At 66.6% G+C, this 23,898-nt stretch carries 23 protein-coding genes and 1 riboswitch; of the genes, 12 read left to right on the top strand and 11 right to left on the bottom strand.

The features are described from left to right. Positions 1–5: 5 nt before the first annotated feature. Together AVME950_RS21375 and AVME950_RS21370 are read right to left on the bottom strand one after the other, a co-directional pair. The gene (locus AVME950_RS21375; protein WP_284431350.1) at positions 6–1,949 is read right to left on the bottom strand and encodes an MFS transporter; all 1,944 of its coding nucleotides are present in this window, start codon (positions 1,947–1,949) and stop codon (positions 6–8) included. A gap of 26 nt (positions 1,950–1,975) precedes the next feature. Continuing rightward, complete coding sequence (locus AVME950_RS21370) at positions 1,976–2,947, bottom strand: hypothetical protein (RefSeq protein ID WP_284431349.1); 972 nt, start codon at positions 2,945–2,947, stop codon at positions 1,976–1,978. Positions 2,948–3,090: 143 nt separating this feature from the next. Here AVME950_RS21370 and AVME950_RS21365 point away from each other — a divergent pair, with 143 nt between their 5' ends. The 5 genes from AVME950_RS21365 to AVME950_RS21345 all read left to right on the top strand — a co-directional run bounded on the left by AVME950_RS21365 (position 3,091) and on the right by AVME950_RS21345 (position 7,796). Beyond that, positions 3,091–3,822: a helix-turn-helix domain-containing protein gene (locus tag AVME950_RS21365; protein WP_284402471.1), complete on the top strand. Its 732-nt coding sequence runs from the start codon at positions 3,091–3,093 to the stop codon at positions 3,820–3,822. Between the two features lie 51 nt (positions 3,823–3,873). Next, on the top strand, positions 3,874–4,407 hold the full coding sequence (locus AVME950_RS21360; RefSeq protein WP_284431348.1) for a DUF2867 domain-containing protein: 534 nt from the start codon (positions 3,874–3,876) through the stop codon (positions 4,405–4,407). A gap of 137 nt (positions 4,408–4,544) precedes the next feature. Beyond that, positions 4,545–4,967 (top strand): YXWGXW repeat-containing protein, encoded by a 423-nt coding sequence (locus AVME950_RS21355; protein WP_272566806.1) that lies wholly within the window; start codon positions 4,545–4,547, stop codon positions 4,965–4,967. 150 nt (positions 4,968–5,117) lie between these two features. After that, positions 5,118–6,137, top strand: a complete 1,020-nt coding sequence (locus AVME950_RS21350) for a Bug family tripartite tricarboxylate transporter substrate binding protein (RefSeq protein ID WP_284431347.1) — start codon at positions 5,118–5,120, stop codon at positions 6,135–6,137. Positions 6,138–6,287: 150 nt separating this feature from the next. Further along, positions 6,288–6,398: riboswitch (glycine riboswitch) on the top strand. A gap of 93 nt (positions 6,399–6,491) precedes the next feature. Beyond that, on the top strand, positions 6,492–7,796 hold the full coding sequence (locus AVME950_RS21345) for a D-amino acid dehydrogenase (RefSeq protein ID WP_284431346.1): 1,305 nt from the start codon (positions 6,492–6,494) through the stop codon (positions 7,794–7,796). Positions 7,797–7,943: 147 nt separating this feature from the next. Here AVME950_RS21345 and AVME950_RS21340 read toward each other — a convergent pair whose 3' ends face one another. Both AVME950_RS21340 and AVME950_RS21335 read right to left on the bottom strand, forming a co-directional pair. After that, a complete protein-coding gene (locus AVME950_RS21340; protein ID WP_284431345.1) occupies positions 7,944–9,260 on the bottom strand; it encodes an FIST signal transduction protein in 1,317 nt (438 codons plus the stop codon). Between the two features lie 73 nt (positions 9,261–9,333). After that, a complete protein-coding gene (locus tag AVME950_RS21335) occupies positions 9,334–10,224 on the bottom strand; it encodes a PhaM family polyhydroxyalkanoate granule multifunctional regulatory protein (protein ID WP_284431344.1) in 891 nt (296 codons plus the stop codon). A gap of 277 nt (positions 10,225–10,501) precedes the next feature. Between AVME950_RS21335 and AVME950_RS21330 the strand changes: the two genes are divergently transcribed. Then, on the top strand, positions 10,502–10,996 hold the full coding sequence (locus AVME950_RS21330; protein ID WP_284402479.1) for an HU family DNA-binding protein: 495 nt from the start codon (positions 10,502–10,504) through the stop codon (positions 10,994–10,996). Between the two features lie 96 nt (positions 10,997–11,092). Here the strand turns inward: AVME950_RS21330 and AVME950_RS21325 are convergent, their stop codons facing one another. Continuing rightward, complete coding sequence (locus tag AVME950_RS21325; protein WP_284431343.1) at positions 11,093–11,845, bottom strand: tyrosine-protein phosphatase; 753 nt, start codon at positions 11,843–11,845, stop codon at positions 11,093–11,095. A 336-nt stretch (positions 11,846–12,181) separates the two neighbouring features. Here AVME950_RS21325 and AVME950_RS21320 point away from each other — a divergent pair, with 336 nt between their 5' ends. The 6 genes from AVME950_RS21320 (at position 12,182) to AVME950_RS21295 (ending at position 17,500) form a co-directional block, all read left to right on the top strand. After that, entirely contained in the window at positions 12,182–13,630 is a 1,449-nt protein-coding gene (locus tag AVME950_RS21320; RefSeq protein WP_284431342.1) for a diguanylate cyclase domain-containing protein, read from the top strand. A gap of 190 nt (positions 13,631–13,820) precedes the next feature. Next, entirely contained in the window at positions 13,821–14,654 is an 834-nt protein-coding gene (locus AVME950_RS21315) for an alpha/beta fold hydrolase (protein WP_284431341.1), read from the top strand. 4 nt (positions 14,655–14,658) lie between these two features. Next, positions 14,659–14,964: a cupin domain-containing protein gene (locus AVME950_RS21310; RefSeq protein WP_284431340.1), complete on the top strand. Its 306-nt coding sequence runs from the start codon at positions 14,659–14,661 to the stop codon at positions 14,962–14,964. A 429-nt stretch (positions 14,965–15,393) separates the two neighbouring features. Next, positions 15,394–15,909: a helix-turn-helix domain-containing protein gene (locus AVME950_RS21305; RefSeq protein WP_284431339.1), complete on the top strand. Its 516-nt coding sequence runs from the start codon at positions 15,394–15,396 to the stop codon at positions 15,907–15,909. Continuing rightward, the gene (locus AVME950_RS21300; RefSeq protein WP_284431338.1) at positions 15,909–17,231 is read left to right on the top strand and encodes a type II toxin-antitoxin system HipA family toxin; all 1,323 of its coding nucleotides are present in this window, start codon (positions 15,909–15,911) and stop codon (positions 17,229–17,231) included. Before AVME950_RS21305 ends, AVME950_RS21300 begins: the two co-directional genes overlap by 1 nt. 56 nt (positions 17,232–17,287) lie before the next feature. Beyond that, the gene (locus AVME950_RS21295; RefSeq protein WP_284431337.1) at positions 17,288–17,500 is read left to right on the top strand and encodes a hypothetical protein; all 213 of its coding nucleotides are present in this window, start codon (positions 17,288–17,290) and stop codon (positions 17,498–17,500) included. A 432-nt stretch (positions 17,501–17,932) separates the two neighbouring features. On the opposite strand, the gene AVME950_RS21290 is transcribed toward AVME950_RS21295, so the two are convergent. From AVME950_RS21290 to trbL, 6 genes are all read right to left on the bottom strand, one after another. Next, positions 17,933–18,891 (bottom strand): IS5 family transposase gene (locus AVME950_RS21290; RefSeq protein ID WP_502869438.1). Its coding sequence is split into 2 segments (ribosomal slippage): positions 17,933–18,102 and positions 18,102–18,891, totalling 960 coding nucleotides; the frame shifts between segments, so codons are not numbered across the junction. A gap of 251 nt (positions 18,892–19,142) precedes the next feature. Next, entirely contained in the window at positions 19,143–19,424 is a 282-nt protein-coding gene (locus tag AVME950_RS21285) for a DUF2274 domain-containing protein (RefSeq protein ID WP_284431335.1), read from the bottom strand. Further along, entirely contained in the window at positions 19,421–20,710 is a 1,290-nt protein-coding gene (locus AVME950_RS21280; RefSeq protein ID WP_284431334.1) for a TraB/TrbI/VirB10 family type IV secretion system protein, read from the bottom strand. Before AVME950_RS21280 ends, AVME950_RS21285 begins: the two co-directional genes overlap by 4 nt. Then, entirely contained in the window at positions 20,707–21,729 is a 1,023-nt protein-coding gene (trbG, locus tag AVME950_RS21275) for a P-type conjugative transfer protein TrbG (RefSeq protein ID WP_284431333.1), read from the bottom strand. Before trbG ends, AVME950_RS21280 begins: the two co-directional genes overlap by 4 nt. Continuing rightward, the gene (gene trbF / locus AVME950_RS21270; RefSeq protein ID WP_284431332.1) at positions 21,726–22,430 is read right to left on the bottom strand and encodes a conjugal transfer protein TrbF; all 705 of its coding nucleotides are present in this window, start codon (positions 22,428–22,430) and stop codon (positions 21,726–21,728) included. Before trbF ends, trbG begins: the two co-directional genes overlap by 4 nt. A gap of 24 nt (positions 22,431–22,454) precedes the next feature. Further along, complete coding sequence (trbL, locus tag AVME950_RS21265; protein ID WP_284431331.1) at positions 22,455–23,837, bottom strand: P-type conjugative transfer protein TrbL; 1,383 nt, start codon at positions 23,835–23,837, stop codon at positions 22,455–22,457. Positions 23,838–23,898 lie beyond the last annotated feature (61 nt).

The raw sequence follows: 23,898 nt of genomic DNA, 5'->3' as shown, positions 1-23,898 counted from the left end.
GGCCTTCAGTCGGCCAGCAGGCCCGCCACCCGTTCGCGCAGCAGATCGGGCTGCACCAGCGTGGCCGGCACGGCCGGCCCGACGTTCAGACCCACCCGGTTGAACAGGCCGCGCCGGAAGGGCCGCGCCATCGCGGTGCCCCGCTCGATGCGGCTGAAATACGAGCCCCACAGGTTGGTCAGCGCCATCGGGATCACCGGGGGCGCCACGCCTTCTTCGCGGGCGCGCTCGAGGATCTTCATGATCCCGCCCTTGAACGGCTGCAGCTGCCCGTCGCGCGTGATGCCACCCTCGGGAAAGATGGCCAGCAAATCCCCTTCCCGCAGCACCTGCGCGGCGCGCTCGAACGCCGCGGCATAGACCGCGGGATCTTCCTTTTGCGGGGCGATGGGAATGGCCTTGGCCAGGCGGAACAGCCAGCCGAGCACCGGCACGCGGAAGATGCGGTGGTCCATCACGAAGTAGATCGGGCGCGGGCTGGCCGCCATGAGCAGCACCGCGTCCACGAAGCTCACATGGTTGCACACCAGGATGGCCGCGCCCTGGGTGGGCAGGTGCTCGTCGCCCCGGATCCTGAAGCGGTAGACGAAGCGCGAGGCCACCCACGCCACGAAACGCAGCAGGTACTCGGGCACCAGCAGGAAGATGTAGAACGCCACGATGGCGTTGGCGATGCCCGTGAACAGGAAGATCTGCGGCACCGAAAAGCCCGCGCCCAGCAGCGCGCCGGCGATGAGCGAGCTGCCGATCATGAACAGCGCGTTCAGGATGTTGTTGGCCGCGATGATGCGCGCCCGGTGCGTGGGCTGGCTGCGCATCTGGATCAGGGCATACATGGGCACGCTGTACAGGCCGGCGAACAGGCTCAGCAGCGCCAGGTCGGCCATCACGCGCCAGTGCGCGGCCTGCCCCACGAAGGCGCCCAGCCCCATCTCCGGCGCGGGCGGCAGGGAGCGGGAGGCGAAGTACAGGTCGATGGCGAACACGCTCATGCCGATGGCGCCCAGCGGCACCAGGCCGATCTCCACGTGCCGGCGGCTCAGCACCTCGCACAGCAGCGAGCCCACGCCGATGCCCACCGAGAACACCACCAGCAGCAGCGAGGCCACGTGCGCATCGCCATGCAGCACCTCCTTGGCGAAGCTCGGGAACTGCGAGAGGAACACCGCGCCGAAGAACCACATCCAGCTGATGCCCAGCAGCGAGCGGAACACCACGGGGCTGGCGTGCGCGAGCTTCAGGTTGCGCCAGGTTTCGGTCACCGGGTTCCAGTTGATCGACAGGCCCGGGTCGGTGGCCGGCACGCTCGGGATGAACTGCGCCACCGCGCGACCGGCCAACGCCAGCAGCACGCAGGCCGCCGCCACCCAGGCATGGCCGATGTCCGGCACCGCCACCAGCAGCCCGCCCGCCACCTGGCCCAGCAGGATGGCGACGAAAGTGCCCATCTCCACCATGCCGTTGCCGCCCGTCAGCTCGCGCTCGTTCAGCACCTGCGGCATGTACGCGAACTTGACCGGCCCGAACAGCGTGGAATGCAGCCCCATGAGGAAGGTGCAGGCCAGCAGCACGGCGGCGCTGGAGGCAAGGAACCCCCAGGCCGCCACCAGCATGATGGCGATCTCCAGGTTCTTCACGAAGCGGATCATGCGGGTCTTGTCGAACTTGTCCGTCAACTGCCCCGACGTGGCCGAAAACAGCAGGAAGGGCAGGATGAACAGCGCGCCGATCACCAGCCCGGCCATGGACGGCGGCATCCACGACACGCTGAGCTGGTAGGTCACCATCACGGTGAAGGCGAACTTGAACAGGTTGTCGTTCGCCGCGCCGGCGAACTGCGTCCAGAAGAAGGGTGCGAAGCGGCGCTGGCGCAGCAGGGCGAACTGGTTGGGGTGCGACGGCTCGGCCGCGCGGGGGTGGTCGGCCATGCGGGCCTGTTCTTGGCTCATGCCGTGCTCCTGTGTGGAATGGTTCTTCAGACGCGTCGCGCCGCGGCGCCAGGCTGGCCCCCCTCGTCCGCGCTGGCGGCGATTGTGCCCCGGCGCAGGCCCGTTACGGCCGCCGCCGGGCGGCGCCAGGACACCGCCCGCATGCACTGCGCCCAGTAGGCGCCCGGCAGCGGGGCGCGGCGCGGTGCCAGCGCTGCGATCACCGGCCATGCGGCCAGGGCCGCCGCCACGTGCTTGAGGCTGTGGCCCGACACCCAGCCGCCCGTCCAGCCGAACACCGCGTGGTCGCCCAGCTCCAACAGCTTGGCCAGGGCATACCAGCCGATCACGGCCACCAGCGACAGGGGCGGCCGGCTGGACCGCGCCGGCACCATCGCCAGCGCCGCGACCAGCAGCATGCCCCCGCCCTGCAGCACGCCCCAGGGCAGCACCTGCCCCGCCATGCCCCAGGCCCGCAGCGACAACGCGCCCGCCAGCGGCAGCACACAGGCCAGCACCCAGGCGGGCCGCGCACCCATGCGCCCATCGACCGCCAGGCCCACCAGCCCGGTGAAGGCCACCAGCATGCCCATGCGGTCCCACAGCAGCGTGATGTTGTGCGGCACCGCGTGGTACAGCGCCGAGGCGCCGGCCGTGAGCAGCAAACCCGAGAAGAAGATCGCCGCCATCACCGCCGTGGTGGTGCGGCCGGTGCCGGCCGCCTGCGCCACTCCCTCGCCGCACCCGCCAGCCTTGCCGCTGCGCACCCACTGCACCAGGCGCCGCACGCCCAGCAGCCCCATGAGGGCGAACGGCAGGTTGGTGAGCACGTCCATGGCATGCGCGATGCCCCACAGCGTGCGCTGGTCGGCAAAGGCATGCTGGTGCGGGTCCGCCGCCACCTGCGGGCCCCAGGCGCCCACGGCGGCCAGCACCGCCAGGGCGCCATACAAGGCCCATTCGGCCGGAGCCGGACGCGAGAGGAAGGCGCGGGAAAAAGAACGGGTGGACAACGGCATGGACGAAACTCCGGAAGGCAGCGGGATGGAACGGGGGACGGGAAAGGGACTGGAACGCAGTCTCTCCACCCTGGCCACGCCAAGGTGCACGAAACGCGCCCAGGCCTATCGCTGGCCACGCTGGGTATCCATAATCGATACCCATGAGCACCACCGCCGACCTCGTTGCCGCCCTCAAGAAGGAACTCAAATCCGCGCAGATGACCTATGCGGACCTGGCCCAGGCCCTGGGCATGGCCGAGTCCAGCGTCAAGCGCATGCTGGCCAAGGGCGATATGCCGCTGTCGCGCATCGATGCGATCTGCCGGGCGCTGGCCCTCGACTTCGCCGACCTGGCGCGGCGCGTGGCCGATAGCCAGCCCCTGCTCAAGGAACTGAGCCAGGCGCAGGAAACGGCCGTGGTGGCCGACAAGAAGCTGATGCTCATGGCGATCTGCGTGCTGAGCCAGTGGACCCTGGAGCAGATCGTGACCACCTACCGCCTGAGCGAGGCCGAGGGCGTGAAGTACCTCGCGCAGCTCGACCGCATCGGCATCATCGAATTGCGCCCCCTGAACCGCTACCGCCTCAAGCTCGCCAAGACCTTCCGCTGGCGCCCCCATGGCCCGGTGATGCACTACTTTCGCGACCATGCGCTGCTCGACTACTTCGCCGGCAGCTTCGACGGCCCGGGCGAAGGCGTGCTGCTGGTGCACGGTGCGATCAGCCGCAGCCTGGCGCCGGCCTTCTGGGAGCGCATGCAGCGCGTGGCGCACGATTTCGCGCAGCAGCACCTGGCCGACCAGCGCATGCCCGAGCGCGAACGCGAGGGCTACACCGTCCTGCTGGCGCTGCGCAGCTGGGAGTTCGACGTGTTCACCAGCATGCGGCGCTGAGCCGCGCCGCCCTTCGTTTCCGGCCCACCGCCCCAGCACCCGATACACCCCATGCCCCATCCTCCAAAGATCACCACCGTCGCGGTGCCACCCGGCAGCGCCATTGCATCGGCGCTGCCGGGTGCCTACTTCTCCGACAGCTATGAAGCCACCGACCCCGAGCCCGCGGGCAGCGCGCTGCAGGCCTGGCTGTCCACCCTGGCCCACGTGCCCGGCTGGACGAACCGGCTCATGGCGCTGCGCAACCGGCTGGTGCGGCTGGCAGGCCTGAAGGACCTGGGAGCGCTCGGTGGCGATGCCGCCCACCCGCTGCGCGACGCCGCCAGCTACCGGGTGGGCGACCGCGTGGGCATCTTCCGGATCCGGCACCTGGCCGAGGACGAAGTGGTCATGGGCCAGGACGACCGCCACCTCGACGTGCAGGTGTCGCTGACCAAGCGGCAACCGGCGGAGGGGCCGCCCCGCATCGCCCTGAGCACCGTGGTGCATGTGCACAACACGCTGGGCCGGGTCTACATGGCGCTGGTCGTTCCGTTCCACCGGCGCATCGTGCGCACCCTGCTGGCGCGCTACGCCGCCCGGTGAGGCGCGGGCGCTCGCCCCTGCCCGGCCGGAAACACCCGGTCACAACACTTCGCGCCGCGGCGATACCGGCTTGACGTTGGAGGATCACGATGGAGGTGCTGAAAAAAACACACAGCGCTTTTCCAAAGGAGATCGTCATGACCCGCAAGACCATTGCCCTCACCGCCGCCACGCTGGCCCTCGCTGCGATGGGCTCCGTCACCACCGTGGCACGGGCAGCCACCAGTGCCACCGTGATCGTGCAGTCTGGCGGACCGGTGTACCAGCAGCCCGGACCCGTGATGGTGCAGTACCAGGCACCGCCCCCGCCCCGCCGGGAAGCCGTGCCGCCCCCGCGCCGCGGCATGGTGTGGGAGACAGGCCATTGGGAATGGCGCGGCCATCGCCATGTCTGGGTGGCCGGCCACTGGGTCCGCGCCCGCCCCGGCTATGTCTACCGCCAGCCGGCCTGGGTGCAGCACGACGGCCGCTGGGAGATGCGCCGCGGCGGCTGGGACCGCGACGGCGACGGCGTGCCCAACCGCCAGGACCGCCGCCCGGACAACCCGAACCGGTACTGAGCCACGCGGAGCCGGCGCGGCCCCGCGCCCGCAGCCATTCACCCCATGGCGGCGGCGCGCCCCCGGTCCATATGCATATGGCGCGCGGCGCATGAACGCTTGCCCACAATGGCGCATCGGTTCTCACCCCGCGTTCAGCGCCCCTCTGCCATGCCGCTCCTTTTTCCCATCACCCACCACGCCACCCGCCGCATCGCCGCCGCCCTGGCCTGCGCCGCGGCCGCCACCTTCAGCTTCGCCGCCCACGCCGAAGCGGCCGGCTGGCCCCGGCAGCCCATTACCCTGATCCTGGGCTTTCCGGCGGGCTCGGGCATCGACGTCGTCGCCCGCGCGGTGCAGGAGCCCCTGAGCCAGAAGCTCGGGCAGCCCATCGTCATCGACTACAAATCGGGCGCGGCCGGCAACATCGCCAGCGAGTTCGTGGCCCGCGCCCGGCCCGACGGCTACACGCTGGCCTTCGGCACCGCCGCCACGCATGGCAGCAACGCCGCGCTTTACCCCAAGCTGCCCTTTGACGTGGAGAACGACTTCGTCCCGGTGGGCCCGCTGATCGACGTGTCGAACGTGCTCACCATCAACCCCGACGTCATCGACGCGAAGACGCTCCAGGAGTTCGTCGCGCTGGTGAAGGCCCACCCCGGCCAATACAACTACGCCTCCACCGGCAACGGCGCCGGCACGCACATGGCGTTCGCCGAATTCAATGCGCGCCTGGGCCTGGACATGGTGCACGTGCCCTACAAGGGCGGCCCCGAAGCCATCACGTCGGTGGTGCGCGGCGAGACCTGCTGCATCATGAACCAGGTGCAGACCGTGTTGCCGCACTACAAGGCCGGCAAGGTGCGCCTGCTGGGCGTGACCACCGCCAAGCCCGTGGCCGCCGTCAAGGAGGTGCCCACCATCGCCTCCAGCGGCCTGCAGGGCACGCAGGGCTTCGACAGCTCGATCTGGTTCGGCCTCTTCGCGCCCAAGGGAACGGACGCCGCCGTGGTGCAGAAACTCAACACCGCCCTGCGCCAGGTGCTGGAGCAGCCCGAGGTGCGCGAGCGCTTCGAATCGCAGGGCAACGCCGTGCGCATCGAGACGCCCGCGCAGTTCCGCCAGACCGTCCACACCGACCGCGCCAAGTGGGCCCAGGTGGTGAAGGACGCCCGGATCCGCATCGACTGACCGCACGGCCCGCCCCCTTCGCCGCGCACGGGGTTTGCGCCGCGCGGCTTCGCTGCTACGATGCACCCCGCAGGAGAGCGAACGGCCCCCGGGCCGCTCCACCGAAGGCGCAAACTCCCATACACGCTCAGGTCCCGTACTGCACCACCATCAAAGCCGTCTGGAGAGCCGCCATGCATGCCATGGCGCACCGAAGGAGCAAGCCCCTCGCCGTGTTGGCGCAGGGTGAATCTCTCAGGTACCAAGGACAGGGGGAGCGGCAGCACGGCAGATCGCCGTCGGCTGCACGCTATCGAGTCAATAGCACCACGCCGGCGATCTGCTTGCGCAAACCTTCCAAAAGGCTTGTGAATCATGCGCGTGATCGTTCTCGGTGCCGGCCTGCTCGGCACCACCTCCGCCTATTTCCTGCAGCAACTCGGCCACGAAGTGACCGTCATCGACCGCCAGGGCGTTCCCGGTGCGGAAACCAGCTTCGCCAACGGCGGGCAGATCTCGGTGAGCCATGCCGAGCCCTGGGCCAACCCCGGTGCGCCGTTCAAGGTGCTGAAATGGCTGGGCCGCGAAGACGCCCCCCTGCTCTTTCGCCTGCGCGCCGACATGCGCCAGTGGCTGTGGGGCCTGCAGTTCCTGCGCGAATGCACGCCGGCCCGCACGCGGCACAACATCGAGCAGATCGTGCGCCTGGGCACCTACAGCCGCGACACGCTGCAGCAGCTGCGCCGCGATACGGGCATCCAGTACGACCAGCGCACGCAGGGCATCCTGCACTTCTACACGAGCGCCCGGGAGTTCGATGCCGCGCTCGCTCCCGCCGAGCAGATGCGCGCCCTGGGCTGCGAGCGCCGCGTGGTCAGCGCCGACGAGGCCGTGCGGCTGGAGCCCGCGCTCGCCCACATCCGCCCGCAACTGGCCGGCGCCACCTACACGGCCGAGGACGAATCGGGCGACGCCAACACCTTCACGCGCGAGCTGGCCCGGCTGGCGCAGGCGGCGGGCGTGCAGTTCCGTACCGGCTGCCACATCACGGCGCTGCGCACGGCAGGCGGCGCCATCGACCATGCCGAGATCACCAACGCGGAAGGCCGCTTCGAACGCGTGCGGGGCGATGCCTACGTGCTGGCCATGGGCTCGTTCAGCCCGCTGCTGGCCGAGCCGCTGGGCATGCGCCTGCCCATCTACCCGGCCAAGGGCTATTCGGTCACGATGCCCGTGCGCGATGCCTCGGCGGCCTACGAGGTGAGCCTGACGGACGATGAATTCAAGCTCGTCTTCTCGCGCTACACCAGCGAGCGCGGCGACCGCCTGCGCATCGCCGGCACGGCGGAACTCAACGGCTACCAGCGCGACTTGAACCCCGTGCGCTGCGAAGCCATCGTGCGCCGCGTGGAAGAACTCTTTCCTGGCGCGGGCGACACGCGCCAGGCCCAGTTCTGGACCGGGCTGCGCCCTGCCACGCCCAGCAACGTGCCGCTGATCGGCAAGACGAAGATCGGCAACCTGTTCCTCAACACAGGGCACGGCACGCTGGGCTGGACGCACGCCTGCGGCTCGGGCCGCTCCATCGCCCGCATCGTGAGCGGGCTGGCGCCGGAAGTGGACTTCGCCTTCACCGGCATGCCGCGCACGGCCGCGCCCGCGCTCCTGCCAGTGACCTGAAGTCAAATGCTATTATTTTTATAGCTGTCACCGCATGATTTTCTAGGGCATGAGGCCAAAAAGGCCCAAAACCCCGTTGGGCCACCCCCGGGAAGGGGCGCACGGCCTGCGGGCATGCCGGCGCGGGGCCTCCCGCGGTCGCCGGGCTCAGACCGGCGCGTGCTCGCTGGTGAACACCGTGAGCACGCCGGTGTAGCCGTACAGCCGGTGGTGGGCAATCTCGCCGCCGGCGAAGAACCCCACCAGCGGCACGTCGCCCAGCGCATGGCGCACGATCTGCAGCTCCGCGCTCGGCCCCCCGAAATGCGGGCCGCCGCGCCCGGAGCAACTCACGTAGATCGCGCCCATGATGTGCCGCTGCACCGGCGCGCGCGTGGCCCCGTCGGCACCGCCACCCAGGGCCTGCGCCAGCGCGCGGCGCTCGCTGTCGGCCGACGGTGCGGGCAGGGTCTCGGCCTCCTCGGGCGTGAGTTCCTCGCGGATCTCGGCGCAGATGCGCATCAGGTCGGCGCGGGCCGCCGCCACGTTGCGCTGGCAGAACGCCAGGCGCATGCCCTCTTCCACCTGGTCGGCCAGGGCCACGCCCCGGCGCGTGGCGTCGAGCCCCACGATGTGGCGCACCCGGGTGTCCGTGCCGAAATGCCCGGCCCGGCCGAGCGGCTGCACGCCGGCATCCACCAGGCCCGCGAGCGTGGCCCGCACTTCGCGCAGCGCGGGCTGCGGGTCACCGTCGAGCGAGATGTGCAGCGTGTCCAGCAGCGCATCCAGCGCCGGCTGGCCGTCGAGCGCCAGCACCACGTTGTCCTGCGCCTCGGTGATGGTGCACAGCGGTCCCACGGGCTGGCAACCCTGCGTGACGCGCGACAGCAGGCTCACGCCCTCGCTGAAGGCCACGCCCGACAGTCCGCCGTCGAACACGCCGCGCGCGCCGCCCTGCCCCGCGATGTTGCCGTTGCCGCCCACGGCGAACTGCACGCTTGCGTTGCGGCTGGCCGACAAGCCGCCGAACAGGTAGCCGGTGGCCGTGCGGTCGGCCATTTCATCGATCAGCTCGGCCAGGTCGGGCGTGCGGCCGTCCGCGTGCACGAGCGCCGTGTGGGCGACGAACCCGCTGGCCGCATTGCGCGCCAGCGGCGCCACGCCGGAGAACACGCGGTACTGGTCGGACCGCAGGTCCAGCAGCATGACGGACAGCGCCGGCTCGTCGAAGTATTCAGCGTTGTTGGCCGCCACGCCCACGCCCACGGTGCCGCTCCAGTCGGTCACCTCGGGCAGTTCGGCCGACACGAAATCGAGCAGGGCCTGCGCCTCGTCCGCATAGTGGTCGGTGATGTAGAGCACCCCCAGGGTGGGCGCGCTGGCGTACTGCGGCAGCGCCATCTGCGCGCGCAGTTGCGCCAGCACCAGCGCGGCCGCCATGCGCCACTGGGGATGGGTGGCGTGGCCGTTGGGAAAGAGTTTCATGGTCGGTGGCAATGGTCGCGGCGGCCCGCTGCGCGGGCGGCCATGTCGGAAAAGAAAGTGCAGGGAGATGCGGTCACGGGCCCGTCCGCTTGCGCGGTGCGGCGGACTTGGCCGCGGCAGGCGCGGCAGCGCGCCGCGCCGCGGAAGGGGGAGCCCCCACGGGCTTCCTGGCAGCGGCCTTTTTCGGCGCAGCGGCCGGCCGAGTGCGCGGGGCTGCGGTGCGGGCTGCGGCCGGCTTGCGGCTGCGGGCGGTTGGCGCGTTGGCATCCTGCGGCGCCTGGGCCATGCGCTTGGCTTCCTGCACGCCCTGCAGCCCCTGGGCGGCCAGTTGCGTGGCCATGTCGGTGGCGGTCTTGAAGGCCTCGGCCGCCGCGCCGCGCGTGGCCTCCACCGCGGCCTGGTGCGACGCGTCGCCCATCGCCTGGGCCGCGATCTGCTGGAACTGGCTGGTCAATGCACCCCACCACTGCATCGGGTCCACGACGCCGGGCAGCGCGGTGGACGCCGCACCTGCGGCTGCGTGGTCGCTGGCGGCGTCTTCTTGGGCCGCGGACTCGGAAGCGGGCGCCTCGGCCGGTGGCTCGCGCTGGGGCTCGCGGTAGGCGGCGGGGCTGGCACGTGCGGGCTCGGGGACGGGCGCCGCAGGCGATGGCTTGGGCGCGAAGGCACCGGCCAGATCGCCCATCGCCACGTTCATGCCGTTGAGCGTGGCGAGGGTCATCTTCTGCACTTCCAGCGCCTGCACCGTGGCGCTCAAGGCGCGCGAGTTCTGCTCCAGCCAGAACTGCACGGCCTTCAATTCATCGATGCGTTTTTCCAGTTCTTCCACGCTGATCGTCGGGGCCACCCAGCTCGACAGGCTGGGCATCTGCGGCACGCCGCCCGGCGCGCCTTTGGCCAGGTTCTGGAGGAAGTCGAAGCCCGGCACGAACCTGCCGAAACCGAAGGGGGATGTGTCGCTCATGGCCATTCCTTTGCGATGCGCTGCATGGCGCCGGTGGGGATGGGACAGCTTAACGCGATTGACCCGCGGGGCCAACGCCGTGGGCATGGCCCCAGCATCGGCAGGGCACCTCGCCGGCACCGCTTTCTGCGCGCGCCTCGGGGCCTTCGAACCCAGCATCCATGCCGCTTGCAGCGTGCAATCCACGTGCGGCCCGCGCCCGCCGATGCAAACCCCCTAGAATCCGGCGACCAGCATGCTGGAATGTTCACCACTTTTTCCGAGAAATACCAACACCATGGCAACTGCAAAGAAAACCACCGCGCCTGCAAAGAAGGCCGCTCCCGCAGCCAAGAAGGCTGCAGCCCCCGTGGCCAAGAAGGTCGCAGCACCGGCCAAGAAGGCCGCTCCCGTGAAGAAGGTCGCAGCCCCCAAGGCCAAGGCCCCCGTCGCCGCCAAGGCCGCTCCTGCCGCGCTCAAGCCGCTGAAGGAAGTGTTCACGAAGACCTCGCTGATCGCCCACCTGGCACAGCAGGCCGGCGTCGAGCCCAAGGCCGCCAAGGCCGTGCTCGCAGCACTGGAATCGGCCATCCTGGCATCGGTGCACAAGAAGGGCTCCGGCGAATTCACGCTGCCCGGCCTGATGAAGATCGGCCTGCAGCAAGTGCCTGCCAAGAAGAAGCGCTTCGGCAAGGACCCGTTCACGGGTGCCGAGCGCTGGTTCCCCGCCAAGCCCGCCTCGGTCAAGATCAAGACCCGCGCGCTGAAGAAGCTCAAGGACGCCACGGTCTGATCGACCGGTCCGCTCCGCCGTGCCTTGGCGGCACCGCCAGCCCAACGAAAAAAGCCGGCACCTGTGCCGGCTTTTTTCATGCGCACCGCGTTCTTATCAGGGCTCCAGATACCACTGCGCCAGGCGCTTGCGCTCGCCAGGGCCCACGCCCAGCCGCTGCTCCAGGTAGCGCAGCACGCCGCCATGGTCCGTGTCCACGGCCTGCAGCGCCGCTTCGAGAAAGTCCTGCTGCACGCGCCACAGCACGTTCAGCACCGCCTCCGGCGCAGCCCCGTTCACCTGCGCGGGCCGCCGATACAGCCCGTTGGTGAGCAGGTAGTCCTGCATCACCACCTCGCGCGACACGCCCAGCGCCAGCAGGATGAGCGCCGCCGCGAAGCCCGTGCGGTCCTTGCCCGCGGTGCAGTGAAAGACCAGCGGCGTGTCGTTGTCCAGCAGGTGTTCGAACAGCGCGGCGAACTCGCGCGTGTTGTGCGCGACGAAAGCGCGGTAGGTGTCGCGCATCAGCCCCATCGCGATCTCGGGCGTGAGCGTGTGGCCCGACAGCGCCATCTCCTTGGCACGCTGCACCACCGTGGGCTCGATGGACAGAGGGTAATAAGCCACGTCGGGCAGCACGTAGGCCAGCGTGGCGCGCTCGTGCTCCCCCCGGAAATCCACGGCGCGCGCCAGACCCAGCGCCGATAGCGCCCGCGCGTCTTCGGGGGTCAGCGCGGCCAGGTGGTCGGAGCGGAACAGGCGGCGCCAGCGCACGGGCCGCCCCTGCTCGCCCGGGTAGCCGCCCAGATCGCGGAAATTCGTGGCGCCCAGCAGGTTCAGCGAACGGGTGTAGGAAGGTGAGTCGCTCATGCAGCCACTTTATGCGAAAGGCGCGGGGACCGGAGGGGGCCGCAAGCGCATCGCCCGCAAAGCCCATCCCAGGCGAACCCCTGCCCCAATCGCAAGGCGCCCCCTATACTGGCTACGGAGCACCCGACCCCGCTGGAAGCCATGGCGGTGGCATGGATGCAAGTGCACAGAAAGAGGCACGGAGAAAGAACGCAAGGGCGAATGCCGGCCCCTGCCAAGCGGGTCCCCGGCGCGAGGGGCCGGGTTCGAAGCGGAGAGGTACATGAAGAATCCAAGGCCAGTGACCGTCCACGGTCCGGCCTTCCATTCCATAATTTCAGGAGGAGGCTTGCATCCATGAAGAAGACGCTGGCGAACGCTTCCACCAGAAAGCTCCTGATGCTGCTGGTTCCAGCGCTGATCATCGTCCAGGTGGTGGCGTTCGTCTTCCTGCACTTCGCCAACCGCAACATCGCGCTGGAAAGCGTGGACTCCGCGCTGGAAGGCGGGGCGCAGACCTTTCTGTACACGGCCGCGACCCGCAAGGACAACCGGCAGCAAACCTCGCTCCTGGTCACGAAAGACTACGGGCTGCAGCACACGATCGCCAACGGCAACCGCGCAACCATCGAGTCGGCGCTGGCCAGCCAGCTGGCCCGCACGGGGGCCGAGCTGATCGTCCTCACGGACCTCAACCACAAGGTCGTGGCCCGCGCCTCCGCGACCCAGCTTCTGAACGAGCGCGACATGGACCTGGACGCCACGCTGGAGGCCCTGGCGACCGAGATCAGCGAGACCGGCCGCAGCATCGGGCCGCTGGCTGCGGGGGAGCACACGCCCGTGCTCTACAACTGGGTCAAGGCCACCATCAGCGCCCCCATGCCCATCATGAACATCTTCCTGGGCTACCGCGTCAACACCATGGCGGTGGAGCAGTTCACCAAGATGACGCAACTGAAAATGGCGTTCCTTTCGCAGGAGAGCGAAGGCGATTTCGTCATCCACACCTCGACCCTGCCCGGCATCGTGCTCAACCGCAGCATCCACGAGCATGCGCAGTCGTCCGAGAACTTTTCGGCGGAAGGGACGGACGGCGCGCAGTACCGGGCCAAGGTCATCAACCTGGGCGGGCTGCAGGGCTCCAACGTCATTGCCGTGGTGGCCAAGCCGTTCGCGCCGGTCTTCTCGCCTTTCCTGCGGCTGGAGGCGCTGTTCGCCGCCAGCATCCTGTTCAGTTCGTTCCTCTCCATCCTGGCCGCGAACCTCATCACCAACCGGGTGGTCGTGCCGCTCGAGAACGTGGCGCACCGCGATGCGCTGACCCATCTGGCCAACCGGCGGCTGTTCGAGATCAATCTGCAGAACGCCGAGCAGAACCAGCAGGCCCTGAACACCGGATACGCGATCTTGCTGATGGATCTCGACAAGTTCAAGGCCATCAACGACAACTACGGCCACGAAGCGGGAGACGCCGTCTTGAAGGAAGTGGCGCTGCGCACCAGGAAGCACGTGCGCTCGTCGGACACGCTGGCGCGCCTGGGCGGAGACGAGTTCGCCATCCTGATGCGCTCGCAGGACCTGCAGCGCGTGCAGGAGGCCGCCGCTGCCATTGTCAGCGCCATCCGGCAGCCCATCCAAGTGCGGCCGGACCAGTGGGTGAACGTCGGAGCCAGCATCGGCATCGCGCGCTCGCCCGAGAATTCGACCGTGGCCGCCCAGGTGCTGCATTGCGCCGACCTTGCCATGTATGGCGCCAAGCAGCAGGCCAGCGGGCTGCAGGTGTATGAGGGCACACCGCCGACGTGACGCCGCGCCGCCACCGCAGACACCGCGCTCGCGAAGGTGATTGCGTTGCAGCCCGTCCTGCGCGCAGGACCGAACGCGCCAACGGTTGAGTAGGACAGGTCTGATTGACGTGATTTGAAATTCTGGACCCAATGGACTTCCTTCACCCATCCCCCGCTCACATCCACCCACTGCCGAGGTCCGCACCCCCATGCCCAAGCTCCAAACCGAATCCAGCGCCCGCCATCCCGTCGAGATCCACTACGAAGATTACGGACAGGGCGCCCCCGTCGTGCTCATCCATGGCTGGCCTCTGAGTGGACGCTCGTGGGAAGCCCAGATCCCAGCACTCGTCGAAGCGGGCTACCGCGTGATCGCCTATGACCGCCGCGGCTTCGGCGCGTCGTCGCAACCCTGGGAGGGCTACGACTACGACACCTTCGCGAAAGACCTCGATGCGCTGATGACCGGCCTCGATCTCATGGGCGCCACGCTGGTCGGCTTCTCGATGGGCGGCGGCGAACTCGCGCGGTACATCGCCAAATACGGCAGCCAGCGTGTGGCCAAGCTGGTCTTCGCGGGCGCCGTTCCGCCCTACCTCTACAAGAGCGCCGACAACCCGGAGGGTGGACTGGACGACGCGACGATTGCGCAATTCCAGGAAGGCGTCAAAAAAGACCGGATGGCGTTCCTGGAAGACTTCACGCACAACTTCTTCAGCGTGGACGGCAAGCTCAAGGTCAGTGAGGAACAGCGCCAGTACGCCCGCGACATCGCCGCCATGGCATCGCCCAAGGGCACGCTCGACTGCATCCAAGCCTTCGGCAAAACCGACTTCCGCGAAGACCTCAAAAGCGTGAAGGTCCCAACGCTGGTCCTTCACGGTGATGCCGACGCCATCGTGCCGCTGGAAGTGAGCGGCGCCCGCACCCATAAGGCGATTCCTGGCAGCGTGCTCAAGGTCATCGCCGGGGCGCCGCATGGCTTCAACCTGTCGCATGCGCAGGAATTCAACGCCGCCTTGATCGCATTCCTGAAAAGCTGACGCCATGGCCGAGCCACACGCCCCCATTCCCGCGACCTTCGAAGACTTCGAGCGCCAGGCGCTGGCGAAAGGCTACGAGCAGGCACTCGTTCGCACCTGGGCCCCGCAGCAAATCGTGCAGGAGCATCGGCACGATTTTCATGCGAGTGCATTGGTGGTGGCGGGCGAGATGTGGCTGACGCAGTCGGGCACCACGCGCCACCTGGTGCCCGGCGATACGTTCGAACTGGATCGGTTGGAACCGCACGAGGAGCGTTACGGCCCGGATGGGGCCACGTACTGGGTGGCGCGGCGGTCGAGTACGGCTTGAATCGGCGGGATGCTTGGGATTGCGGGATTGCAGTGATGGCGCAATAGCAAGCCGACCCAGAACGACAGTGGAAAGATCCGCCCAAGGCAAAAAGCCCTTGGTTCGCAAGAACCAAGGGCTTTAATGACTGGTGGCCTGGGGCTGGTTCTAAAAAGTCCCTGGAACCCGCGCCAACACTCACTTTTTCCCACTCGTCCAGTTCCTTGGGTACACCGCTGGGTACACCAAACTGTCCGAAGAAGCATGTGGAATCGAACCACCTTGCTCGCAGCCCATTATGACACCCCTGAAGCACGCTGGACTTCGCCGGATGGCGCCATCAGGACTTTGACATATCGGCTCTGGCAAGTTTTTTCACAACATACACCACAGCCAGTATGTTGAAATTATTGGTCATGGCGTGTATATTGGCTTCAATACATAAGCGGTATGAACTTTCCTGTCCACTTTCCAAGCCAACTCCGTGAGCACCTGAGAGCTCTGCGCAAGGCGCGTGGCTTGACGCAAGCGGCCCTTGGGAAGCTGCTCGGGGTGGGGCAGGCGCGGATCGCAGAAATCGAGAACAACCCAGGGGTCGTCAGCGTAGACCAACTGATGAAGGTGCTGTCCGCTCTGAGCGTCTCAATGGTGCTGCGCGACGATGGTGCCGACGGCGCGTCAGACCGGTTTTCCCCCGGTGCAAGGTCGCTTGCATCCGAATCCGCCCCCCTTCCCAAAAAGAAGCCCGTGCCGCAGCTTGATATCAAGACACCTTCCGGCGGTCAATGGCGCATAGAGCCATTAACCGGCGCTGGCAGGCTCCCACCGAAGTCTGCCCTCGTCAGCCGCAGCGACGGCACGACCTCATCCGACGCCCAGGCGCTCCGCGATGCCAATCCGACGATGGATGTTGCGCCTACGTCCCGGCGCAACTTCATTATTCGGCCCAAAAAAGGCTCCTGGTAGTGGCTGCACTCAACGCCTGGATGAACGGCGAATGGGTCGGTACGTGGCAGGTCACCCGCGGCACCCACAGCTTCACATACGCACCCTCGTGGCTGGATTCCGGGAAGTGGCGGCCACTGTCCCTGTCGCTGCCGATCACCCGCACCTTGGAGATCAAGGGCGAGGTGGTGGCGAACTACTTCGACAACCTGCTGCCTGACAACGATCGCATCCGCGAGCGCATCGGTCGGCGCTTCAAGACCCGAACGCTGGACGCCTTCTCCTTGCTGGAAGCGATTGGCCGCGACTGTGTGGGCGCCGTGCAGTTGCTGCCCGAAGGAACCACACCGGACGGATGGGACCGTGTGGAGTGCCAAGCGCTGACCGAGGCGGAAGTTGCGCAAGCCCTGCACGCGGTTCCCGCCGATCCGCACATGCGTCCCGGCGACGAGGCACCTGTCTTCCGGATTTCGCTAGCCGGTGCGCAGGAAAAAACCGCCTTCACACGGGTGGACGGCCAATGGTGCCGCCCCCTCGGAGCGACTCCGAGCACTCATATCTTCAAGCTCCCACTCGGGGTGATTGCCAACACGAGCCGAGTTGAGATGTTCGACTCCGTGGAGAACGAGTGGCTGTGCGCCCAGATCATCGGCGCGCTTGGCCTGCCAATGGCCCACACCGAAATGGCCAGCTTCGAGGACCAGCGCGCATTGATCGTGGAGCGCTTCGACCGGGAATGGATGGACGATAACAAGTGGATTGCCCGGCTACCTCAGGAGGATTTCTGCCAAGCAATCGGCCTGCCCCCGCGACTGAAGTATGAAAGCGATGGTGGTCCGTCTATCGCGGCGGGCTTGGCGCTGCTGGCTGGAAGCGAGGACGCTACCACGGACCGGCTGGCCTTCCAACTTGCCCAGTTGGCCTTCTGGCTCATGGCTGCACCCGACGGACACGCCAAGAACTTCTCGATCTTCATGCGGCAGGGCAATACCTACGAAATGACGCCCTTGTATGACGTGCTGTCGGTCTGGCCCTATGTCGGCAAGGGCCGCGGACAACTGCACCTGCGAGACGTGCGCCTGGCCATGGCGCTGAGATCGAAGAACGCGCACTACGACGTCTACGGCATTCGTGCCCGCCACTGGTACGACTTGGCCATGAAGAACGGTGGACCAGCAGTGTGGGAGGGAATGCTGGGCTTGGTCGAGCAGGTCGAGGCAGCTCTCGATGTCGTCGAGGCACAACTACCCGAAGCCTTCCCGGACCGCATCTGGACTCCTATTGCGGGCGGCATGCGAAGCCAGGCGAAAAAGTTCCAAGCGGAAGCCGGTGCCATCTCGTGATGGCTGCTGAACGCCCCAGCGCAATATCGGCAAGCATGGGCCGACAAACATCTACGATGGTCAAGAACATCAAACCGGCGAGCGCCGCGGCAAAGACGCTTGTGCAGCCAGCCCGCGTGCGGGCCAACACCATCAAGGATTCGGTGCGCACGATCGACGGCCCCGTCGTCGAGTTTTCAGATCTGCGGGACGACGACCTGACCGGCAACCCCAACAAACCGGCGCCTGGCGACAAGGGGGCTACGACAGCCAATGCGATTTGCGCATGAGTGCAACCTTGTACGGGGTGAAAAAATGAAGCGAGCCGCCATCTGCGTTGGCGGCTTCGCATATGGTCTGTTCCTGACTTGGATTTGTCTCTACATCTTCAGCCATATCGATTGGCCTTCGCCTGACAGGCCAGCGATTGGGTGTCACGAAATCGATAAGTGCCCCATGTCCTGGTGGACCTTGCCGCTACTTTTTACCCATCTGTTGGGGGCACCAGTGCTGTTCGGAATCCTGAATGCCGTAGCGTGGCAGCGCTGGTCCAATAAGAAATGGACTTGGTGGTTTGGTGGTCTAAGGAAGGTCTGCGCAATGCGCTTTGAGGTGTGCTGATGCGGCCTGATCGAACCAACTCGCAATCTTGGCCCGCGACGCAGCGACGTTTCGCCCCTTGCGGGCCTGTTTCCCGGCCATTTGGCCGTTTGCAGGCGCACTCATGCCTGCACTTGCATCAAATGCCTTCGGGCCATCCACAGGTTGGACAGCGCGAACAGCGTGTGCAACTGCGCGGTGTTCTTAGCCAAGCCGCGGTAACGCACCTTGACGTGGCCGAACTGGCGCTTGATCACCCGGAACGGGTGCTCGACCTTGGCCCGGATGCTGCCTTGATGCGCTCAATCTGGTCGGTCAGGCTTTCGATCAACTGAGTTTTGTCCAGCAGCTTGCGCTTGCCAGGACGCATGGCGATGCTCCAGCGCACGCCGTCCTTGGCGTCTGGCCGTTTGCCAGCGCCCTGGTAACCGGCATCGCCCCACGCTTGGGTCTCTTGGCCGTGCAGCAGCGTGTTGGCCTCCACCACGTCGTTGACGCTGCCAGCGGTGCCGCGCACGGTGTGCACCAGGCCGGAGTCGGCATCCACGCCGATATGGGCCTTCATGCCGAAGAACCATTGCTGACCTTTCTGGCTCTGCTTCATCTCTGGGTCGCGCTCACCCGAGGCGTTCTTGGTCGAGCTGGGCGCGGCGATCAAGGTGGCGTCCACCACGGTGCCGGCACGCAGCAACAGCCCCTTGGCGCCAAGCAGTTCGTTGACCAGCGCCAGGATCTGGGGGGCCAGTTTGTGTTCCTCCAGCAGCCGACGAAACCGCAGGATCGTCGTCTCGTCGGGCACTGCGGTGTCCCAGTTCAGGCCTGCGAATTCGCGGAACAGCGGCACGTCGTGCAGCGCCTCTTCCATCGCCGGATCGCTCAATGTGAACCATTGCTGCATGAAGTGGATGCGCAACATCGTCTCCACTGCAAACGGCGGGCGGCCACGCTTTCCTTCAGGGGCATAGGGCGCAATCAGGGCCACCAGCGCAACCCACGGCACCACACGTTCCATCTCCGCCAGGAACTCGCGCTTGCGCGTGCGCTTGGTCGTCAGGTTCAGGCCCAGGTCCGCTTGCTTCATGCCTTCGATTTTCTCAGCGCGTCAGCTCGACGAGCACATCGAGAGCCGATTTGTGCAGACCTTCCCTAACCGTCCTGACTGTTGCCCACCGCTTAGCCGGCTATGCGATATGAAGCGGTTAACCTCGAAGTTCAGGCCGGAATGCTGCATCACGCCAGCTCAAATGCAGAGCGGCTACGGCGCTTCGCCCATCCGCCGCGCCGAACCAGCTCACATTCAGGCAACCTTAGCTGTATTGATTGCAGATCGACCTATTGGCCTTCAAAATCCCCGACCTTTTGAACTTTCAAGGGCGGCTTCGCCCCGCCCTTGCCACTAAGCAGTGCCTTGAATCCCCGGTCACGTGCAATAAACGCGACGAGCATGTGCGGCACCAGCGCCACCGAATCGACCGGCACCTGATGAACTTGCGCATGCACCTCGGCATACGCGTCGAGTTGTGCCTTCAACTCTGCCGACACCGTGATGGTCAGCTTCACCGATGACGATGCAGGCAGTGGCCCCAGGCTCAACCGGGTTGCACTCCTGCTCATTGCGCGCTCCCGCGGACAAAAAAGAGTGGCTGGTACGGCCGAAGGATCAAGTCCTTGCTCACCATCACCCGCATCGGGAATCCCGGCCGGATGGTCAGTGTCGGCTGGATGCTCGCATTGCGTTTCGTGATCTCCTGCCCGACCTGATTGATCGTATCCTGCGCACCGTCACGACCCGCGATCACGATGCGATTGCCGTCGGCACTGCTCGCTGGCGCCGCCAGTTCAGCTCCCATGCCTAGCAATGTGGACAGCGCCGCCCCGGCCAGGATACGGTCCCAGTGCCAATCGACACCATCCTCAAGCCCGGCATAACCGGCCGGGTCGATGCCGGGCAAGCGGTCCAGAGCAACCGATGAGGTGTCCGGCAGGATCAACCTAGTCCACACCAGCAGCACGCGCCGCTGCCCGAACGAGACCTGGCTGTCGTAGCGCCCGATCAGTCGCGAACCCTGGGGGATCAGCAGGTGATGCCCCGTGGCCGTGTCGTAGACCGCCTCGGTCACGTTTGCGATCACCTGCCCCGGCAGATCCGAATTGATCCCCGTCACCAGTGCTGCAGGGATCACCGTGCCCGCCATCACCTGGTACGGCGATGCGGGCAGTTGCAGGCTCCCGGGATTGCGCGTAGAGCCATCGCCGGCCTTCGCCATGAACGCCTCCTTCGAATCCTGCCGGTTCTGCACTGCCGTCGGATCAGACAAAGGCGCAGCAGGAGACGACGTACTCCCAGTCATTGCATTGAACGGATTCTGATTTGACGGGGAGGTGCTGGTGCTTGCAGTGCTGCCTGCAATTGCTGGCGGAGTTGCAATAAATGGCTTGGCTCCACCGCCGCTGCTTCCCGCGCCGCGGAAGAAAACCGAGGATCGCGCGGCCTCTTCGGCCGCGAGCTGCGCGGGATCTGTGCCATGCGGCGCCATCCGCTGCTCCATCGGCTGCTGCGCCTTCAGAATGGCCGGTCCAAGGTCGCCCGGCAGGGGTTCGCCCAACACGGGTGGGGTTGCCTTCAATGCTGGCGGAATCCCCGCGTAGTCTTTGGGCAGCCGATCCAGGTTCTCCGACTTCGCAATGCGATCAACGTTGAACAACTCGGCTGCGGGATTTCGCGAGCGCTGCTGCGATTGGAGGGACCATAGCGTGCCGCCCAACACCGCCGCAGCCAACGTAGCAGCGCCCACCACCAACACCCGTCGATTCAGACGAACGACCGGACGCGGCTGCGCGCGCAGCGCCAGTGTTTCCGGTTCGGCCTTGGCCGAAGCAGCAGGTTCGACTTCCTTCATGATCCGCTCCGCGCGACACCATCCGTGCGCTCGATGCGCACAACCTCTGCCTTGCCACCCTTGAACCCGCCAAGCCGGAGTTCCGCCGCGCCGAAGAGCCGGTCCACAACGTAGTACGGCGATCGAAAGCGGTAGTTCACGAGCTGGCCATCCCCTTGCGCCCCGATCACGAAGAGCGGCGGCAGTTCACCCTGCGCGATGCCACCCGGGAACTGGATGTAGACCCGTTGCCCGTCGTCGAACGCACGCAGTGGTTTCCAGGAGGGAGCATCGCCTGTGATCGCATAGCGGAATTTGATCTGTTCCAGCGACAAGCCCGAATCGACCGGCGTTGCCGCCTGCGCCTCGCGCGCCTGCTTCTGCAGAGCCAGCATCCGATCCTTAGGGTAGTCCCACGACACTGACGCCATCCAGGCTTGCGGCGTTGAGGACAACTCCAGCAGATAGGTGCGCCGGTTCGTCGTCACGACGAGATTCGTCTTCAGCCCGATGCGCGTGGGTTTTACCAGGATGTTCACGCGCAGGGTGGCGCCTGCGCCGCTGGCCGTGTCGCCAACGATCCAGCGCACAGTGTCGCCAGCCGACACGGTCACCAGTTCCTCGCCTTCCTGCAGTGCGATGACGGTCACCCGTCCCGGGCTCGTGTAGACCTGATACAGAGCTCCATCGGCGTAGGGCCAGACTTGGATCGCATTCACATAGCCCTCGCGCGTCGGCGCGATGCGCGCTTCTTCGTTCGCGCGAGAGACACGCACTTTGTCGTCGGCCGGCTCTGGCACCAGCTTGGATTCAGACTCGGTCGGCAGCGTCTTCATTTGCTCGGGCAAGGGCAAGGGCGCCGGAACAGCCACCACCTCAATGGGCTTCGCAGGCTCGGGCAGAACCTTCGCTGCGACGGCCACCGGCTCATCGAGCGAGATCATCGGCGGCGGCTTACCCTGCGTGGCACAGCCCCCAACCGCCACCAGAGTGGCAAGCAGGATCGACTGCAGTACGGTTTTACGGAAATGTGTACTCACGGTTTTGCTCCTTGCGTTGCTTCGAGTTCACGGCTCCAAGACAGGCCGTTGACGTAAATGCCCAATGGGTTCCTGCGCAATCGTTCCTCTGTGCGAGGCGGCTGCAGCACGACAGAGAGCACGGCCGTCCAGCGCTCGGTTCCCGAAGGCGACCCATTTGTGTAAATGCGCTCGATCCAGCGCACCTGGAACGAGGCATCGCTGGCGCGGACCACGCTGGTCACTTCCACCGCCACGGAGTTCTGACCTATGCGCGAGAACGGATCGTTGGTGCGGGCGTAGTCGTTGAGCGTCGCGGCGCCGCGGTCGGTCGTGTAGTCGTAGGCCTCAAGCCAGCTCCGTCGCACAACGATCGGATCGATGGATAGGGATCGCACATCGCCGATGAAGCGGGCGAGATGGAACGCGATCTGCGCGTCGGTCGGCTTGTACGGTGCAGCCGCCTCGCCGACAGCGCGCACTTGGCCAGCGTTGTCGACCTCAATGACGTAGGGTGTGACGATGGACTGTGCCGAGCGCCAGACCAAGCCGCCCGCCATCAGCATCGCCAGAGACAGACTGCCGAAGGCCATGAGCCGCCAGTTCTTCGCCTGCACGCGGCTGTCACCGATGCGCTGATCCCAGACCTGCGCAGCGGCTTGATAGGGAGTGACAGGCTCGGGCGTGTCCGAGTACCGCACTTGGGGTCGCTTGAATCGCATGTGGATTCCTTTCAAGGAAGGGAGTCAAGAGTTGGAGCTGTCTTGCAGGCTCGGGCCAGAGCCGCCACCTGCGTGGTCGCCAGAGCGCAGCACGTGGGCGGCGGTCGTCGCGGCCTGGGTCACTTGCTGCTTACGGCGCATGCGCTGCGCCCAAGCAGGTTCGGACGCAGGAGTTGCAGAAGCACTTCCTTCGGCAGATGCGTCCGATGCAGAGGAGGAAGTCGATGTCGGCGCTGCCGCATCGGCCACGAAACTCACCGCACGGTCTTTGACGGCCTTCGCGCTGGCCGCGATGCGCTCGCCGGCTGCACTGGCGCCGGACTTTGCTACGCTGGCGAGGCCTGTGCCGGCGGCCTGCACGCCGCCACCGGCCGATGCAGCGGCACCGGCCTGGTAGGCCGACTTCGCACCGCTGGCCAGGGTGCTGGCCGAGCGCGCCGCAGCAGCGCCACTACCAATGGCGGCACGCGCCGCACCGGGTGCCATGCGTGCACCGGCGGCAACAGCAGCACCCGCGCCGGCTACGGCCGCACCACCGGCCACCGCCAGACCGGCCGCACCCATCGCGGTGCCGGCAGCAGCGCCGGCGCCCAACTGCGGCGCACCAGACACCAGTCCCGTCGCGATACCCGGCCCGAAGATCCCCAACCCCAGCATCGCAAGCGACGCCAGCATGATCACCAGCGCATGGTCAATGCTTGGGTCCGCTCCTGGCGGCACCGTGAACTCGTTGAAGAGCCCAGAGCCAATGCCCACGATCACCGCGAGCACCAGCACCTTGATGCCCGACGACACAACATTGCCAAGCACCTTCTCCGCCAGGAACGACGTCTTGTTCCACAGCGCAAAAGGAACGAGGATGAAGCCCGCGAGCGTCGTCAACTTGAACTCGATCAGCGTCACGAAAAGCTGCACCGCCAGCACGAAGAAGGCCACGATCAGCACCAGCCATGCGAGAAACAGTACAGCGATGGTGTCGAGATTGGCAAACACCTCAGGGAACCCCGTCATGTCACTGATCTGCGCCATGATCGGCCGGCCAGCATCGATACCCACCTTGGCAAGCTGGCCCGGCTGCAACAGTTGGGCCTGGCTCATCCCCGAACCCGAAGCCGTCAGGCCCAACCCAGCAAAGGATCGGAACAAGATCCCCGCCAGGCTGTTGAAGTTGCCGATGATGTAAGCGAAGGCGCCGACGTACAGCACCTTCTTAATGAGCTTGGCGATCACGTCGTCGCCCTGGCCCGATGCGTGGCTCATAGCCCAGAACAGGCCAGCGAGCGTCATGTCGATGGCGATCAGCGTCGCCGTGAGGAAAGCAACTTCGCCGCGAAGCAGCCCGAAGCCCGAATCGATGTAGCGCGAGAAGACATCAAGGAAGCGGTCGATGACCGCGACGTCCTGCACGGCTATTCCTTCGGCGCAACTGATGTCGCCGGAACTTCTGACGCGGGCGAAGCCGGTGCCT

Origin of the sequence: Acidovorax sp. SUPP950, assembly GCF_030158935.1 — a bacterium.
Lineage (GTDB): Bacteria > Pseudomonadota > Gammaproteobacteria > Burkholderiales > Burkholderiaceae_C > Paracidovorax.
Note: the sequence above shows the minus strand (reverse complement) of the source record. Positions and strands in the feature narration are given on the sequence as shown.

Coding starts and splice junctions, on each gene's coding strand:
- AVME950_RS21360 (WP_284431348.1), top strand. CDS start 3,874: ATGCCCCATCCTCCAAAGATCACCACCGTCGCGGTGCCACCCGGCAGC.
- AVME950_RS21375 (WP_284431350.1), bottom strand. CDS start 1,949: ATGAGCCAAGAACAGGCCCGCATGGCCGACCACCCCCGCGCGGCCGAG.
- AVME950_RS21285 (WP_284431335.1), bottom strand. CDS start 19,424: ATGAGCAGGAGTGCAACCCGGTTGAGCCTGGGGCCACTGCCTGCATCG.
- AVME950_RS21310 (WP_284431340.1), top strand. CDS start 14,659: ATGGCCGAGCCACACGCCCCCATTCCCGCGACCTTCGAAGACTTCGAG.
- AVME950_RS21280 (WP_284431334.1), bottom strand. CDS start 20,710: ATGAAGGAAGTCGAACCTGCTGCTTCGGCCAAGGCCGAACCGGAAACA.
- AVME950_RS21365 (WP_284402471.1), top strand. CDS start 3,091: ATGAGCACCACCGCCGACCTCGTTGCCGCCCTCAAGAAGGAACTCAAA.
- AVME950_RS21350 (WP_284431347.1), top strand. CDS start 5,118: ATGCCGCTCCTTTTTCCCATCACCCACCACGCCACCCGCCGCATCGCC.
- AVME950_RS21295 (WP_284431337.1), top strand. CDS start 17,288: ATGGTCAAGAACATCAAACCGGCGAGCGCCGCGGCAAAGACGCTTGTG.
- trbF (WP_284431332.1), bottom strand. CDS start 22,430: ATGCGATTCAAGCGACCCCAAGTGCGGTACTCGGACACGCCCGAGCCT.
- AVME950_RS21330 (WP_284402479.1), top strand. CDS start 10,502: ATGGCAACTGCAAAGAAAACCACCGCGCCTGCAAAGAAGGCCGCTCCC.
- AVME950_RS21345 (WP_284431346.1), top strand. CDS start 6,492: ATGCGCGTGATCGTTCTCGGTGCCGGCCTGCTCGGCACCACCTCCGCC.
- AVME950_RS21315 (WP_284431341.1), top strand. CDS start 13,821: ATGCCCAAGCTCCAAACCGAATCCAGCGCCCGCCATCCCGTCGAGATC.
- AVME950_RS21320 (WP_284431342.1), top strand. CDS start 12,182: ATGAAGAAGACGCTGGCGAACGCTTCCACCAGAAAGCTCCTGATGCTG.
- AVME950_RS21325 (WP_284431343.1), bottom strand. CDS start 11,845: ATGAGCGACTCACCTTCCTACACCCGTTCGCTGAACCTGCTGGGCGCC.
- AVME950_RS21335 (WP_284431344.1), bottom strand. CDS start 10,224: ATGAGCGACACATCCCCCTTCGGTTTCGGCAGGTTCGTGCCGGGCTTC.
- AVME950_RS21305 (WP_284431339.1), top strand. CDS start 15,394: ATGAACTTTCCTGTCCACTTTCCAAGCCAACTCCGTGAGCACCTGAGA.
- AVME950_RS21370 (WP_284431349.1), bottom strand. CDS start 2,947: ATGCCGTTGTCCACCCGTTCTTTTTCCCGCGCCTTCCTCTCGCGTCCG.
- AVME950_RS21355 (WP_272566806.1), top strand. CDS start 4,545: ATGACCCGCAAGACCATTGCCCTCACCGCCGCCACGCTGGCCCTCGCT.
- AVME950_RS21340 (WP_284431345.1), bottom strand. CDS start 9,260: ATGAAACTCTTTCCCAACGGCCACGCCACCCATCCCCAGTGGCGCATG.